The sequence below is a fragment of the Porphyrobacter sp. AAP60 genome (genome assembly GCF_001296025.1).
In the GTDB taxonomy this organism is placed as follows: Bacteria; Pseudomonadota; Alphaproteobacteria; order Sphingomonadales; family Sphingomonadaceae; genus Erythrobacter.
In genome coordinates this window covers 15,184-27,913 of the sequence record NZ_LJHV01000012.1, presented here as the reverse complement: position 1 = coordinate 27,913, position 12,730 = coordinate 15,184, and the positions used below count along the sequence as shown (strand labels likewise).

Here is a 12,730-nt window from a genome sequence, read left to right as displayed (position 1 = left end):
CGAGGACACAGGAATGACCAAATTGAGCGGATCCGATAGCAAGAGCACCCTGTACTGCAGCTTCTGCGGGAAGTCGCAGCACGAAGTGCGCAAGCTGATTGCCGGCCCCACCGTGTTCATCTGCGATGAATGCGTGGAGCTGTGCAACGATATCATCCGCGAAGAGACCAAGGCAGGGATCGCCGGCAAAAAAGACGGCGAAATCCCTACGCCGATGGATATTTTCACGACGCTGAATGATTATGTCATCGGACAGGATCGCGCCAAGCGCGTGCTCTCGGTTGCCGTGCATAACCATTACAAGCGGTTGAAGCACTCCAGCAAGGCAGGCGATGTCGAACTGGCGAAGTCGAACATCCTGCTGGTTGGCCCCACCGGCTCGGGCAAGACCCTGCTGGCGCAGACGCTGGCGCGCACTTTCGATGTGCCCTTCACCATGGCCGACGCCACGACGCTGACCGAAGCCGGTTATGTGGGCGAGGACGTGGAGAACATCATCCTCAAGCTGCTTCAGGCTTCCGACTATAATGTCGAAAAGGCCCAGCACGGGATCGTCTATATCGACGAGATCGACAAGATCACCCGCAAGGCGGAAAACCCCTCGATCACCCGCGATGTTTCGGGTGAGGGCGTGCAGCAGGCACTTCTGAAGCTGATGGAAGGCACCACCGCCTCCGTTCCGCCGCAGGGCGGGCGCAAGCATCCGCAGCAGGAATTCCTGCAGGTCGATACCACCAATATCCTGTTCATCTGCGGCGGAGCCTTTGCCGGCCTCGACAAGATCATCGCTGACCGCTTGCAAAAGCGCAGCATCGGCTTCGGCGCGCATGTCGCCGATCCGGACAAGCGCCGCGTGGGCGAATTGCTGGAAAAGTCCGAGCCCGAGGATCTCCTCAAGTTCGGCCTGATCCCTGAATTCGTCGGCCGTCTGCCGGTGATCGCGACGCTGCACGATCTCGATGTGCCTGCGCTGGTGACGATCCTGAACGAACCGAAGAACGCGCTGGTGAAGCAGTATCGCAAGCTGTTCGAGCTTGAAGATGTGGAACTGACCTTCACGCCGGATGCGTTGCAGGCAATTGCCGAGCGCGCGATAAAGCGGAAGACCGGCGCCCGCGGGCTTCGCTCGATCGTGGAAGGCCTGCTGCTCGACACGATGTTCGATCTGCCCGACATGGAAGGCGTGACCGAAATCGTGATCGACAAGGAAGTGGTCGAAGGCAAGAAAGAACCCGTCCGCGTCATCGGCGGCGAGAGCAAGAAGGAAGAGGCGGCTTAGCCTTCCCTTCGGACGGGGATCATCCGGCCCTTCCTGCAAAGCAACAAAAAGGCCCCTCCCGCAAGGAAGGGGCCTTTTTGTTGCCCGGAACACGCAAATAGAAACCCCGCCCGGCCCATGGAGGAGAGGCCGGACGGGGTCGGGGAAAGCGCTGCTCCGGGGTAGGAGGGGATGGCGTGTGAAGCAGCGCTAACTGGTTCTGTCTAAGGTCAGCCCGGCAGCGAGACAGTGTCGGTGACGTGGATAACGCCGTTCGACTGGAACACGTCGGCCTGCGTCACAGTGGCTTTGCCGCCAGCGGCGTCGGTCAGCACAACCATTCCGCCCTCGACCGCAGCGGTCAGCGTGCCGCCGTTCAGCGTGGTCAGTTCAGCCTTGCCGCCATTCGCTTCGATCATGCCGATCAGCTCGCTCGCCGAAACGCGGCCCGATACAACGTGATAGGTCAGAATGCCGGCGAGAGTTTCCTTGTTTTCCGGCTTCACCAGCGTTTCCACGGTGCCGGCGGGCAGCTTGGCGAAGGCCGCGTTGGTCGGCGCGAAGACGGTGAACGGGCCGGGGCCGGACAGCGCTTCAACCAGACCAGCTGCCTGCACGGCGGCGACCAGCGTGGTGTGATCCTGCGAGTTCACGGCGTTTTCGACGATGGTCTTGGTCGGGTACATCGGCGCACCGCCCACGGTGGGGACGTTCTCGCTGGCCATCGCCGTCTTGTGATGATCGGCGAAGGCCGGGGCTGCCACGAGGCTGGACGTGGCGGCGAGCGCGGCAGCGATAATGGTAAGGTTGCGGGTCACAGTAGGGATCTCCTTCAGGGGGAATTTCATGTCGGCAAGCCTTTCCGCTTGCCCCGAAGCTACGCCGGGGTGATGCGGGCGGATGCGCGCCTGAAGGGAGAGACGGGTGAGTTGCCGCGTGGTTGCGGCGAAGCGAAACCGGCCTAGACGGGGGCGAAGGCGCCCTCGGCCACGACCGGGCCGGCGTCGACGCCTTCGGGCTTGCCGCCAATCGGCTCGCGGGTCAGGACCAGGCCCGCTCCGTCGCCAAGGTTGGCCGTAATCGCGGCGGGCAGCACCATGCTGCGCACTTGTCCCGGAGCGACCACACCCAGCGATTGCGGGGTGCCGCCGTTTTGCGGCACCAGCCACAATTCGTGATCATGCACCCCGTCGGCAGTAAGGCCGATCGCGGCGACCAGCATCTTTTCGCTTTCGGGAATATAGGTCACATCAAGCCGCAGCCCGGTCTCGCCAATCGGCACCGTGGCGACCAGCGGTGCAGCGGCGGCGATTTGCGCAGGTGGATCGCCGGGGGTCTGGTCCGGAGCAAAGGCGAACAGCGCAAGCGCAACGGCGGCTGCGGCCGAGGACAGTCCGGCCACCCATTGCCAGCGCCGCACCCGCGCTTCGAGATCGATCACGTTACCCGATGCCTCCGGCTCGCCTGGCGCAGAAGCGGCAACCGCCTGCTGCGAGGCAATGCGCGCGGCGATACCATCCCACACCGCACCGCCCGGTTCTGCGCCCGGCATCGCATCGGTCAGAGGGGCAAACCAGTTGTCCCACCAATCCTTGCGCCAGGCGAAATCCGCATCGGTCGCAAACTTCCCGCGCGCGGCGAGCAGCTCTTCGCCTTCGAGCAGGCCGAGTGCCCACTCCGCAGCGATCATCGGATCGTCGCGCTGCACGATGTTTTCGGGGCCTTCGCCGGTGCTGCTCATGCCGCTTCGCTCGCTTCGAGACAGGCGCGCAGGCGTTGCAGCCCGCGGCGGATCCAGCTTTTCATCGTGCCCAGCGGCACATCGGCCGCCTCGGCCAGTTGCGCGTAGGTCTGGCCTTCGAAAAAGGCAGCGCGGATGTGGCCCTGCGTGCGGTCATCCAGCGCGCCCAGGCACTTGTGAATCTGCGCTGCCTGTTCCGCATCGACCAGCAGCATATCGGCCAGCGGCGTTTCATCGGCGAGCGGTGCAGCCTCTTCAACCGGCACCGCGCCGCCGCGGACCTTGCCGGTGCGCAGCCGGTCAATGGCGCGGTTGCGCGCAAACGCCGCCAGCCATGCGATGGGGCTCGCACGGGTCGGGTCATAGCGGTCGGCCCGCTGCCACAGATTGACATAGACGTCTTGCAAGGCGTCCTCGGCTTCCTTTCGATCACCCAAGATACGCAGGGTTATTCCGAATAGCTTCACCCGCGTGGCGCGGTAAATTTCTTCGAGCGCAGCCTCGTCGCCCGCCGCCAGCCGGGCCATGGCATCGCGCAATGCCTCGCGCGCTTCGGCTGTGGAGGGGCGGGGGAGAGCGGCCATCAGCAACCACCGCTACAAGGGTTCTCGCCGCTTTCGACCTGCAAGGTCGAATGGCCGACCCCGAAGCGGGCCTGAAGCGTATCCGCGATATCGCGCAGGAAGCTGTCGGACGCAGGCTTGCCAGGCATCACCAGATGCGCGGTCAGCGCGGTTTCGGTAGTCGACATCGGCCAGACGTGCAGATCGTGCACTGCGGTGACGCCGTCAAAGCTGGCAAGGTGGGCTTTTACCTCGGCCAGATCGATCCGGGCCGGGGCCGCCAGCAGCCCCATGGTCAGGCTGTCCCGCGCTAGGCCCCAGGTGCCCCATGCGATCACGCCGACGATCATTATGGTGACCAGCGGATCAATCCACCAAAGGCCGGAGAAGATGATCGCGACCCCGGCCACAACCACGCCCAGCGAAACCAGCGCATCCGCGGCCATGTGGAGATAGGCTCCGCGAATGTTGATATCCTCCTGACCGCGCATGAACAGCATGGCCGTCAACGCGTTGATCGCAACTCCGATCCCGGCGACGATCACCATCACCATGCCTTCGGGCTGCTGCGGGGTCATCGCCCGGTGGAATGTCTCGATCAGGATCGCCCCGATCGTGACAGCCAGCAGCAGCGCATTGGCCAAAGCGGCCAGAATGGTCGAGCTCTTGAAGCCATAGGTGAAGCGGCCCGAAGGCGGCCGCCGTGCAGCGATGCTGGCGACCCAGGCGAGCACCAGGGCCAGAACGTCGGACAGGTTGTGACCCGCATCCGCCACCAGCGCCATCGAATTATACAGCAGCCCTGCGGTCGCCTCGATCGCTACAAAGGCGATGTTCAGACCGATTGCGAAGGCAAATGCCCGGCCGAAATCCGTGGGCGCGTGGTGATGACCATGGGCATCGTGCAGCCCGTGGCAATCGGAGCTGCCCCCATGAGAATGCCCATGAGAAAGGTCGTGCGAATGGCTATGATCGGCGTGGGCGTGCATCTGCGGCTAGTTGTAGACGCAAGCATCAAGCCCGTCACGCCTGACAATGCCGATCCGCCGTTCGATGCTGTTGCCGTGGCGTGCCAGCCACCCGCCGGGGTTTTTGACGCTGCGTTTCTTGGGGCTGGGCAGGGCGGCGGCCATTCGGCTGGCCTCGTCAGGCGAAAGGCGCGCGGCGGAATGGCCGAAATAGCGCTGCGATCCGGCCTCTGCGCCGTAGGTTCCGATGCCGGTTTCCGCAACGTTTAGATAGACTTCCATGATCCGCTGCTTGCCCCACACCAGTTCGATCCAGAAGGTGAACCACGCTTCCAGCCCCTTGCGGAAAAACCCGCCACCCTGCCACAGAAACACGTTCTTGGCGGTCTGCTGGCTGATCGTGGAACCACCCCGCTCGCGCTGCCCGGCGAGGCGTTCCTCGATCGCCTGCTCGATCGCTTCGGCGTCGAAACCGAAATGTTCGCAGAAGCGCGAATCTTCTGCCGCGATCACTGCCGAGACCAGATTCCGGTCAATATTATCAAGGCTTTCCCAGTCCTTGGTGATCCCGTTCGCGTCCATCAGCATGGTCGCGGTGACGGGCACTGGCAGCCATTTGAAAGCCACCACCAGCACCACTGTCAGCACGATGAACCCGGCGATGGTTTTGGCGAGGAAGCGCGCGATAGTGGCAATCATGCGCCAGCCTTAGCCGAGTGAATCGCAGCGGGAAAGCATCGCCGGTGTTCGCCCAATGTTTCACGTGAAACATTGCGGCCACACACGAAAAAGGGCGCTGCAATCACTCGCAGCGCCCTTTCAAGAACAGGCAAGAGGGGGTCTAGACGAGCCTAGGGCGCACCTAGGCGAGCCTAACCCGCATCAGGCGACGCCTGGAAGCAGCCGTTCGCCCGCGATCCGCTGCATTGCCTTTTGCAGCTTTTCGAATGCGCGCACTTCGATCTGGCGAATGCGTTCGCGGCTGACGTCGTAGGACTGCGACAATTCTTCCAGCGTCTGCGGCTTTTCGGTCAGGCGGCGTTCGGTCAGGATGTGGCGTTCGCGCTCGTTCAGGCTGCCCATTGCTTCGGACAGCATCGCCTTGCGCATCTGCGATTCCTCGGCCTCGGCAACGGTTTCGTCCTGCAGGGGGCGATCATCGGTCAGCCAGTCCTGCCATTCGCCGCCGCCTTCTTCATCCCCGCGCAAGCTGACGTTGAGCGAAGCATCGCCGCCCATCATCATGCGCCGGTTCATGTTGACGACTTCCTGTTCCGGCACGCCCAGATCGGTGGCGATCTTGGTCAGGTCGGCAGGCGAAAGATCGCTGTCCTCATAGGCCTCAAGCTGCTTTTTCATGCGGCGCAGGTTGAAGAACAGCTTCTTCTGCGCAGCAGTGGTGCCCATTTTCACAAGGCTCCACGAACGCAGGATAAATTCCTGCATCGAAGCCTTGATCCACCACATCGCGTAGGTCGCGAGGCGGAAGCCGCGATCGGGTTCGAATTTCTTGACGCCCTGCATCAACCCGACATTCCCTTCGGAAATCAGATCGGCCACGGGCAGGCCATAGCCCCGATACCCCATCGCGATTTTCGCGACGAGCCGCAGGTGGCTGGAGACGAGCTGGGCTGCAGCTTCGGGGTCTTCGTGTTCCTGATACCGCTTGGCGAGCATATATTCCTGCTCTGCCGTCAAAACCGGGTACTTGCGGATTTCGGAGAGATAGCGGTTGAGGCTCTGCTCACCGCTCAGCGCCGGGACCGAAGTGGTCTTCTTGCGCGTCGTGGGGGACTTGGTCACGTTTTACCTAACCTTTCTAGCGTCGACCGCTTGCACGGGACCCCTGATGGGCATCCCGTGATCTGGGCCACGGGTTCTATATATACGCGAAAACGCGGCGGATGTATGCGCATTTCATCGATTAGAACTTCGCAGTTGGTCGATCAGTTCCATCATGTCGGGCGGCAGATCGCTGCGCAGAAGAATTGTTTCGCCGGTCACCGGATGCTGGAACCCCAGTTCTGCGGCATGCAGCGCCTGCCGCCGGAAGCCGAGATGATCCAGCAGGGCGCGCAAGGGTTGCGGTGTTCGTCCATAGGCAGGGTCTCCCAATAGAGCATGACCGATTGACGCGCAGTGAACGCGCACCTGGTGGGTTCTGCCCGTTTCCAGCCGGCATTCGATCATGGCCGCATGATCCAGCCGCTCCAGCACCTTGTAATGGGTTATCGCGGTTTTCCCGCGCGAGGAATTGTTGGGCAGCACCGTCATTTTCTTTCGGTCAGCATCCGACCGGCCAACCCGGGCATTGATTGTGCCCTCGGCAGGCGAGGGATGCCCGCCGCACACCGCGATATAGCGGCGGTGGACGGTGTGCGCGGCAAACTGCACGGCCAGCCCTTCATGCGCGGCATCGGATTTGGCAACCACCAGCAGGCCCGATGTGTCCTTGTCGATCCGGTGGACAATACCGGGCCGCGCCACGCCGTTGATGCCTGACAAGTTCCCCCGGCAATGATGCAGCAGCGCGTTGACCAGTGTGCCGGTGATATTGCCCACCGCCGGGTGCACCACCATGCCTGCCGGCTTGTCGACGATTATCAGATGATCGTCCTCAAAGGCGATGGTCAGCGGAATATCTTCGGGCGCGGCTTCGGCGGGCATGGCGGCGGCGATGATGATGCGGAAGGGCACATCTGCGCCTACCTTCATCGAAGCTGATGAAGCAGTCTTGCCCGCCACATCGACCCGGCCCTGATCGATCAACCCCTGCACCCGCGCGCGGGAAAGTCCCGTGGCCTCGGCCAGCGCCTTGTCCAGCCGGGCGGGGGAGAGGATGGTGCCGGTGATGATTTCGTGTCCAGACATGGTATGGCCATGCGTGATGGAACTGGAAGTGACAAGAGAAGCCCTCACCGCGATGCGCGCCGCTTCCGCTGCGGCGCATCCGCAAGAGGCGTGCGGGTTGTTGCTGGGGACAGGCCGCCGCATCATCGAAGTTCGCGAAACGCGCAATATCCATCCGGCCCCGGCCACCCATTTCGAAATCGATCCGCAGGCGCTGATCGACGCGTACCGGGCAGCACGCAGCGGGGCCGGGGCGCAGGTGCTGGGCTATTTCCATTCGCATCCGACCGGCGATCCCGCCCCTTCCGCCACCGACAGCGCAATGGCCGCGCATGACGGGCGGGTGTGGGCCATTATTGCCGGGGGCACCGCGGGGGGCGACGTAAGGTTCTGGCAGGACGATATTGCGGGGTTTGCCGCTCTTCCCTTTACCATCATCGAAAGCTAGGACAGCGGCATGATTTCCCAGACCGATCTCGCCGCGATGCTGTGTTCGCGCCTGTGCCACGATATGCTGTCCCCCGTCGGCGCGCTCGCTAACGGGCTGGAACTGCTGGCCGACGAACAAGACCCCGAAATGCGCGCGCGCTGCATGGAACTGCTCGAACAATCGGCAAAGATCAGCACTGATAAGCTGAAGTTCTTCCGTCTCGCATTTGGCGCGGCGGGCGGGTTTGGCGAGGCGATCCCGATCGACGAGGCCAAAGCCGTGATCGATGCGCTGGCGCCTGAAGGCAAGCGGGTGGAAATCCACTGGGCCATTGCCGACCACAGCCTGCCCAAACCGGCGGTCAAGGTGCTGCTCAACCTTGCGCAGATCGCGCTTGATTCGCTGGTGCGCGGCGGCACGCTGGATATCGGCGCGGAACGGCGCGACGGCGCGGTGGAAATCGTGGCGCGGGCGCGGGGTGACAGGATCGCCTTTGACGAGACGATCGGCCGCGCGCTGCAGGGCGACCTGGCCGAAAGCGAAATCACCAGCCGCACCGCTGCCGCCCACATGATCGCGGTGCTCGCCGAAGAGATGGACGGCGGGCTGCAATACAAGCTGGGTGACGGGGCGCTGGTCTTGGGCGCGGTCTTGCCCGAGCCCGAAGGCATGATCGGCTAGCTGCGCTGATGTCGGGGGGCATCGAGGGCGACGAGTTGGTTCACCGCGAGGTGCCATCGCCCAATTACGGGCCGCGCACGCTGCCGATTTCGATGGTCGTGTTGCACTACACCGAAATGAAGCCGGTCGAAGCCGCGATTGCGCGGATGTGCGATCCCGCGGCTTCGGTTAGCGCACATTACTGCATTACCGAAGAAGGCGAGGTCATCCGGCTGGTGGCCGAAAACCGCCGCGCCTGGCACGCGGGCGCTTCGTTCTGGCGCGGAATTCCGGATGTGAACTCGGCCAGCATCGGGATCGAGCTTGATCATCCCGGCCATGGGCTGGGCTATCGTCCTTTTGCGGAAGCGCAGATCGACGCGCTGATCCCGCTGCTGGCGCGGATCGTGAGGCGGTATGACATTCCGCGCGCCAATGTGGTGGGCCATTCCGATGTCGCGCCGATGCGCAAGGTTGATCCGGGCGAGCTATTCCCGTGGGACCGTATCGCCGAATACAATCTGTGCCTGCCGCGTCCGGCCAGCCTTGCTGCGGGCAATCCGTTCCACAATGACGGGTCGTTCTTCATGGCGCTCGAACGGTTCGGCTATGACATCACCGATCAGGCCAAGGCCGTCGAAGCCTTCGAGCGGCGCTGGCGCCCGCACCGCATCACCGGCGTGCCCGATGGCGAAATTGCCGCGATCCTGTGGCAATTGCTGATTGACCGGGATGAAGGGCGCACCCGCTAGCAATCCTTATCGTGCCAGCCTATAGGCGCATCCGTCAGGGGGCCTGAGGCAGCCGCGTGCTTGCAAAAGCGCGAGGAAAGTCCGGGCTCCACGAAACAAGGGTGGCGGGTAACGCCCGCCGGTTCTCCGCAAGGAGAGCAAGGGAAAGTGCCACAGAGAGCAAACCGCCGATGGCCCGGTTTTCCGGGGACAGGCAAGGGTGAAAGGGTGCGGTAAGAGCGCACCGGGGGGCTGGCAACAGCCACCGCATGGCAAACCCCACCCGGAGCAAGGCCGAATAGGGGCCGCGCGCCCGTCAGCAATGGCAGGGTAGGGGTGTTTCGCCCCGAGCGGCCCGGGTTGGCTGCTAGAGCGCCGGAGCAATCCGGCGACCAGATGAATGGCTGCCACCGCAGGCCCGTCCCGCAAGGGATACAGCCTGGCGGAGACAGAACCCGGCTTATGATGGCCCCCTGACGCATCATCGAACCCGCCGGACGGGAACAATCCCCATGGCGCTCCGGTTGAAGCTACCATGTTCGATTATATCCCGCCGCATCGACCGCCGATCCATCGTTCGCTGGTCCAGCGCCTCGCCATCATCGTGGCGGTGGTGGTGCAGATCGGTGCGGGCTTCCTGCCGCGCTTCGGCATTGGCGAGTTCATCGGCGACCGGTCAGACGCGGTGCGCACGCTGATTACACCTGCTGGCTGGGCCTTTGCGATCTGGGGGCCGCTGTTCGTGCTTTCGGCGCTGTTTGCCCTGTGGCAGGCCCTGCCAGCCCAGCGCAACAATCCGCTGCTGGCGCGGATCGGCTGGCCCGCCGCGATTGCACTGGCAGCGCAGGGGGTGTGGTCGGCCTACACCCAGATCGATAACCTGACAGCCGTTTCGGTGATCATCATCCTGGTATCGCTGGCAGGGCTGCTGATCGTGTTGCGAGCGGTGGTCGAAGAGCAGTCCCTGACCCGCAGCGAGCGCTGGCTGGTTGTACCGGCCTTCGCCGCTCTGGCCGCGTGGCTGACAGCGGCGAGCATCGTCAACATTGCCGCCACGCTGAAGTTTTACGGCATCGGCGGGGCCGATCCGGCGCCGCTGGCTGCCACCGCCATGATCGGCATCGGCGCTGCGATCGCCGCGCTGGCGGTGGCCCGATCACGCGGCGCGCCGCTTTACGCGCTGGTGTTCAGCTATGCCCTCGTCGGCATCAATGCGAGCGCCGGGCAACGCTTCCCGAGCATCGGCTGGGCCTGCTTTGCCGGAATTGCAGCGGTGCTGGCAGTGGCCGCGTGGCAGCTTTCACGCAGCCGGAACCGCACCCACTGGTTCGGTGGTCAGGCCCGCCCCACGCTCACATAGGTGAACCCTGCCGCGGCCATTTCGGCCGGATTGTAGATGTTGCGCAGATCGACCAGCACGGGCGCATTGGCGAGTTCCTTGACGCGCCGGAAGTCGAGCGCGCGGAAAGCATCCCATTCGGTCACGATCACCACGACATCGGCGCCGGCGATGGCGGCATAGGGATCCTCGCACATGGTGACTTCGGGAAGCAGCGGGCGCGCCTGTTCCATGCCTTCGGGATCGTAAGCAGCCACGGCAACGCCTGCATCCATCAGCGTCTGCGCCACAGCGATCGCCGGGCTGTCGCGCATGTCATCGGTGTTGGGCTTGAACGTCAGGCCCAGCAGCGCCGCCTTCTTGCCGCGCGCCTCTTCAAACCCGCCGAGCGCATCGACCACCTTGCGGCCCATCGCCCGTTTGCGGCTGTCGTTGACCTTGACCACCGCTTCCACGATCCGCGTCGGGCTGTCGTAATCCTCGGCGGTCTTGAGCAGGGCGAGCGTATCCTTGGGGAAGCAGCTGCCGCCATAACCTGGCCCGGCGTGCAGGAACTTGGCACCGATGCGGTTGTCCATCCCGATCCCGCGGCTGACATCCTGCACATTTGCGCCGACTTTCTCGCACAGGTCGGCCATTTCGTTGATGAAGGTGATCTTGGTCGCAAGGAAGGCGTTGGCGGCATATTTGATCAGCTCGCTGGTGCGGCGGCTGGTGAACAGGATCGGGCTTTCGTTGAGGAACAGCGGGCGATAGACCTGGCGCATCACCTCGCGGCCGAACTCGTCTTCCGCGCCGATTACGATCCGGTCAGGCCGCTTGAAATCGCCGATCGCCGCGCCTTCGCGCAGGAATTCGGGGTTGGAGACGACGGCGAATTTGTGCCCCCTCTCGCTCGACGCACCGGTCTCGGCGATGATCCGCTCCACCTCGTCGCCGGTCCCGACCGGCACGGTCGATTTGGTCACGATTACCGCATCATTGGCGAGATGTTCGCCCACTTCGCGCGCGACGTCGTACACGAAGGTCAGATCGGCATGGCCATCGCCCCGGCGGCTGGGCGTGCCGACCGCGATGAAGATGGCGCTCGCATCCCTGATCCCTTCGGCCAGCGAAGTCGTGAAGGTCAGCCGTCCGGATTTGACGTTGGTATCCACCAGCGCATCAAGACCGGGCTCGTAAATCGGCATGATCCCGGCATGAAGCCGGTCGATCTTGCTCTGATCCTTGTCGATGCAGACCACATCATGGCCGAAATCGGCAAAGCAGGCCCCCGATACGAGCCCGACATAGCCCGAACCCACCATCGCAATTTTCATGAATACCTGCCCTTGACCGAAATCTGCCAACCGCTTGTGCGGCGCACAGCGTGGCTAGTCTGCCCGCTCGCCCTGGAAGATTTCCACCGGCCCGCCATCACTTGTGCGGGCCTGAAGAATCCGCCGCTGATCGCCTTCAAGCACCAGCGCTGTAAGCACACCCGAACGGAACGCGCCAGTGTCAATCCCGATCCGGTTGCCGCAGTCCATGACCCGGTCAAAGATCGTGTGGCCGTGCACCACCACCTTTTCCAGCGGGCCATCATGGTTGAGAAACCGGTCGCGGATCCACAGCAGATCGCTGCGTTTCTGGTCATCGAAAGGGCGTTCCGGATCGACGCCTGCGTGAACGAAGGCATAATCGCCCGCGATGATCATCGCTTCGAAGCTGGAAAGATAATCGCGCACCGCTTGCGGCACCAGTTCGGGCAGGAGTTCGAACAGGCCTTCAAGGTCGAGCGTGGCAAAGCGCTTCTTGGAAATGCCATAGCTCATGATCGTCTCGCGCCCGCCATGCTTGACGAAATGTCGCAGCGCTTCGGGCTTTTCGAAGGCGGCAAGGAACATCTCTTCGTGATTGCCGGCCAGCACGCGGACATGGCGCTGCTGCTGCCATTGGCGCGTGCGTTCTATCACGCCGGCACTGTCCGGCCCGCGATCAACCAGATCGCCCAGCAGGATAATCCGGCTTTCCATGCCGGTTTCAGCACTGATTTCACGCTCGATCTCGGTGATCATGGCTGCGTAGAGATCAAGCCGCCCGTGGATATCACCGATCACGTAGTACCGCGTGCCCGGCGGCACTGTTGGCAGCCGGGGCGGCGGTGGAGACCGGAAAAAGTCACGCAATTTCTGAAACATGACGAAGTTT

General features: G+C 63.3%; 14 protein-coding genes and 1 other RNA gene. 6 read left to right on the top strand and 9 right to left on the bottom strand.

From position 1 onward, the window contains the following. Positions 1-13: 13 nt before the first annotated feature. Positions 14-1,279, top strand: coding sequence for an ATP-dependent Clp protease ATP-binding subunit ClpX (clpX, locus tag IP79_RS11500; RefSeq protein ID WP_054119457.1), 1,266 nt, complete (start codon positions 14-16; stop codon positions 1,277-1,279). Between the two features lie 209 nt (positions 1,280-1,488). Here clpX and IP79_RS11495 read toward each other — a convergent pair whose 3' ends face one another. The 7 genes from IP79_RS11495 to IP79_RS11465 form a co-directional block, all read right to left on the bottom strand. After that, the gene (locus tag IP79_RS11495; protein ID WP_082337185.1) at positions 1,489-2,106 is read right to left on the bottom strand and encodes a fasciclin domain-containing protein; all 618 of its coding nucleotides are present in this window, start codon (positions 2,104-2,106) and stop codon (positions 1,489-1,491) included. A 113-nt stretch (positions 2,107-2,219) separates the two neighbouring features. Next, positions 2,220-2,999, bottom strand: coding sequence for an anti-sigma factor (locus IP79_RS11490; protein WP_054119456.1), 780 nt, complete (start codon positions 2,997-2,999; stop codon positions 2,220-2,222). Further along, positions 2,996-3,583 (bottom strand): sigma-70 family RNA polymerase sigma factor, encoded by a 588-nt coding sequence (locus tag IP79_RS11485; RefSeq protein ID WP_054119455.1) that lies wholly within the window; start codon positions 3,581-3,583, stop codon positions 2,996-2,998. The genes IP79_RS11490 and IP79_RS11485 overlap by 4 nt, the downstream gene beginning before the upstream one ends. Continuing rightward, positions 3,583-4,551, bottom strand: a complete 969-nt coding sequence (locus IP79_RS11480; RefSeq protein WP_054119454.1) for a cation diffusion facilitator family transporter — start codon at positions 4,549-4,551, stop codon at positions 3,583-3,585. Before IP79_RS11480 ends, IP79_RS11485 begins: the two co-directional genes overlap by 1 nt. 6 nt (positions 4,552-4,557) lie before the next feature. Next, positions 4,558-5,229: a monofunctional biosynthetic peptidoglycan transglycosylase gene (gene mtgA / locus IP79_RS11475; protein ID WP_054119453.1), complete on the bottom strand. Its 672-nt coding sequence runs from the start codon at positions 5,227-5,229 to the stop codon at positions 4,558-4,560. 183 nt (positions 5,230-5,412) lie between these two features. Beyond that, entirely contained in the window at positions 5,413-6,333 is a 921-nt protein-coding gene (gene rpoH, locus IP79_RS11470; RefSeq protein ID WP_082337184.1) for an RNA polymerase sigma factor RpoH, read from the bottom strand. A 114-nt stretch (positions 6,334-6,447) separates the two neighbouring features. Beyond that, positions 6,448-7,401 (bottom strand): RluA family pseudouridine synthase, encoded by a 954-nt coding sequence (locus tag IP79_RS11465; RefSeq protein ID WP_054119452.1) that lies wholly within the window; start codon positions 7,399-7,401, stop codon positions 6,448-6,450. Here IP79_RS11465 and IP79_RS11460 point away from each other — a divergent pair. The 5 genes from IP79_RS11460 to IP79_RS11445 all read left to right on the top strand — a co-directional run bounded on the left by IP79_RS11460 (position 7,382) and on the right by IP79_RS11445 (position 10,561). Continuing rightward, positions 7,382-7,828: a M67 family metallopeptidase gene (locus IP79_RS11460; RefSeq protein WP_233994184.1), complete on the top strand. Its 447-nt coding sequence runs from the start codon at positions 7,382-7,384 to the stop codon at positions 7,826-7,828. The two genes, IP79_RS11465 and IP79_RS11460, sit on opposite strands and share 20 nt — an antisense overlap. A 9-nt stretch (positions 7,829-7,837) precedes the next feature. Next, positions 7,838-8,491, top strand: coding sequence for a histidine phosphotransferase family protein (locus IP79_RS11455; protein ID WP_054119450.1), 654 nt, complete (start codon positions 7,838-7,840; stop codon positions 8,489-8,491). 8 nt (positions 8,492-8,499) lie between these two features. After that, on the top strand, positions 8,500-9,222 hold the full coding sequence (locus IP79_RS11450; RefSeq protein ID WP_054119449.1) for an N-acetylmuramoyl-L-alanine amidase: 723 nt from the start codon (positions 8,500-8,502) through the stop codon (positions 9,220-9,222). Between the two features lie 36 nt (positions 9,223-9,258). After that, an RNA gene (gene rnpB, locus IP79_RS11740) (RNase P RNA component class A) lies at positions 9,259-9,680 on the top strand. Between the two features lie 56 nt (positions 9,681-9,736). Further along, a complete protein-coding gene (locus IP79_RS11445) occupies positions 9,737-10,561 on the top strand; it encodes a hypothetical protein (protein WP_054119448.1) in 825 nt (274 codons plus the stop codon). Here IP79_RS11445 and IP79_RS11440 read toward each other — a convergent pair. Beyond that, positions 10,537-11,859: a UDP-glucose dehydrogenase family protein gene (locus IP79_RS11440; protein WP_054119447.1), complete on the bottom strand. Its 1,323-nt coding sequence runs from the start codon at positions 11,857-11,859 to the stop codon at positions 10,537-10,539. The two genes, IP79_RS11445 and IP79_RS11440, sit on opposite strands and share 25 nt — an antisense overlap. A gap of 54 nt (positions 11,860-11,913) precedes the next feature. Beyond that, on the bottom strand, positions 11,914-12,720 hold the full coding sequence (locus IP79_RS11435) for a metallophosphoesterase (RefSeq protein ID WP_054119446.1): 807 nt from the start codon (positions 12,718-12,720) through the stop codon (positions 11,914-11,916). Positions 12,721-12,730: the final 10 nt, after the last annotated feature.